This window comes from Sandarakinorhabdus rubra (assembly GCF_010994245.1).
Lineage (GTDB): Bacteria > Pseudomonadota > Alphaproteobacteria > Sphingomonadales > Sphingomonadaceae > Sandarakinorhabdus > Sandarakinorhabdus rubra.
In genome coordinates this window covers 1-1,684 of sequence record NZ_WMHO01000335.1, presented here as the reverse complement: position 1 = coordinate 1,684, position 1,684 = coordinate 1, and the positions used below count along the sequence as shown (strand labels likewise).

Sequence of the window (1,684 nt, the reverse complement as noted above, 5' to 3'; positions counted from 1 at the left end):
AGACGAGCGGGGCCAGCGGCGCTGCGGCCGTGAGCTTGCCGCGCGCGGCCGGAGGGGCGGTGGGCGCTGTCACCCTGCCTTCACCCGCGCGATCGCGTCGGCAAGGCCCGCCGCCCACTTGGTGATGTCGCCGGCGCCCAGGCAGATCACCTGGTCCCCGGGCTGGATCACGCCGGCCAGCCGCGCCGCCAGGTCATCGGCCCCGGCCACCGTCTCGGCATGGGGGTGCCCGGCCGCCACCAGCCCGGCGGCCAGCGCGGCGGCGTCCACGCCTTCGATCGGCGCCTCGCCGGCGGCATAGACCGGCGCGACATACACCATGTCGGCATCGTTGAAGGCGGCGCAAAAGTCCGCCATCAGGTCGCGCAGCCGGGTGAAGCGGTGCGGCTGCACCACGGCGATCACGCGGCCAGTTGCGCCCTCGCGGGCGGCGGCCAACACGGCGCGGATCTCCACCGGGTGGTGGCCATAATCATCGATGATGGTGGCGCCCGCGACCTCGCCCACCTTGGTGAAGCGGCGCTTGACGCCGCCGAAGCGGGCCAGGCCGGCGCGCAGCGCGTCATCGTCGACGCCCAGTTCCAGCGCCACGGCGATGGCGGCCAGCGCGTTCTGCACATTGTGGCGGCCGGGCATCGGCAGCACCAGATCATCGATGCGGCGCTGCTGGCCATCGCGCAGGCGCACCAGCACGGCAAAGCGGTTGCCGCCCGGCACCGGCGTCACGTCTGCCCCGCGCACATCGGCGGTGGCGGCAAAGCCATAGGTAATGATCCGCCGGTCCGACACGCGCGGGATGAGCGCCTGCACCTCCGGATGGTCGATGCACAGGATCGCGGCGCCATAGAAGGGCACGGCATGGACGAAGCGTTCAAAGCCCTGCTTCACCGCTTCGAAATCGCCCCAGTGATCGAGATGCTCAGGGTCAATGTTGGTGACGATGCCGAAGGTGCCGGTCAGCCTGAGGAAGCTGCCGTCGCTTTCATCGGCCTCAACCACCATCCAGTCCGACGCGCCCAGCCGCGCGTTGGAGCCAATCGAGTTGATGATGCCGCCGTTGATCACCGTGGGATCAAGCCCGCCGGCATCGAGCAGCGTCGCCACCATCGAGGTGGTGGTGGTCTTGCCGTGGGTGCCAGCCACTGCGACGCAGCTTTTCAGGCGCATCAGCTCGGCCAGCATCTCGGCGCGGCGCACCACCGGAATGCGTTTGGCACGCGCCGCCACCACTTCCGGGTTGTCGGGCCGGATCGCGGTGGAGGTGACCAGCACGGCGGCGTTGGCTACGTTCTCGGCGCTCTGGCCGATGAACACGGTGATGCCCTTCTTGCGCAGACCCTCCACCACGTAGCTTTCGGCGGCGTCGGAGCCCTGCACGGCAAAGCCCAGATTGGCCATCACCTCGGCAATGCCCGACATGCCAATGCCGCCGATGCCGACGAAATGGATGACGCCGATATCGGTGCGGAAACCGGGGCGCAGCCGGATGCTGGTGCCGGCGGGGCTGACAATTTGGGAAACGGGCGGGTTCATGCGATCAATCCGGTGGCGATTACAAGGTTGGCCAGCCGCACGGCAGCATCGGGGTGGCCGGCGGCGCGCGCTGCGGCCGCAGCGGCGGCCAGCCCCTGCCGGTCGGTCAGCCACGGCGTCAAGGCATCGGCGAGGGACTGTGGCGTAAACG

1 protein-coding gene is annotated in these 1,684 nt (G+C 69.7%); it reads right to left on the bottom strand.

Features of this window, described 5'->3' with window-relative positions; genetic code table 11:
- Window positions 1–69: 69 nt before the first annotated feature.
- On the bottom strand, window positions 70–1,533 hold the full coding sequence (murC, locus tag GJV64_RS14165; RefSeq protein WP_268920652.1) for a UDP-N-acetylmuramate--L-alanine ligase: 1,464 nt from the start codon (window positions 1,531–1,533) through the stop codon (window positions 70–72).
- Between the last annotated feature and the right edge of the window lie 151 nt (window positions 1,534–1,684).

Excerpts from the sequence above, each read along its gene's own strand:
- murC (WP_268920652.1), bottom strand. The coding sequence starts at position 1,533 with ATGAACCCGCCCGTTTCCCAAATTGTCAGCCCCGCCGGCACCAGCATC.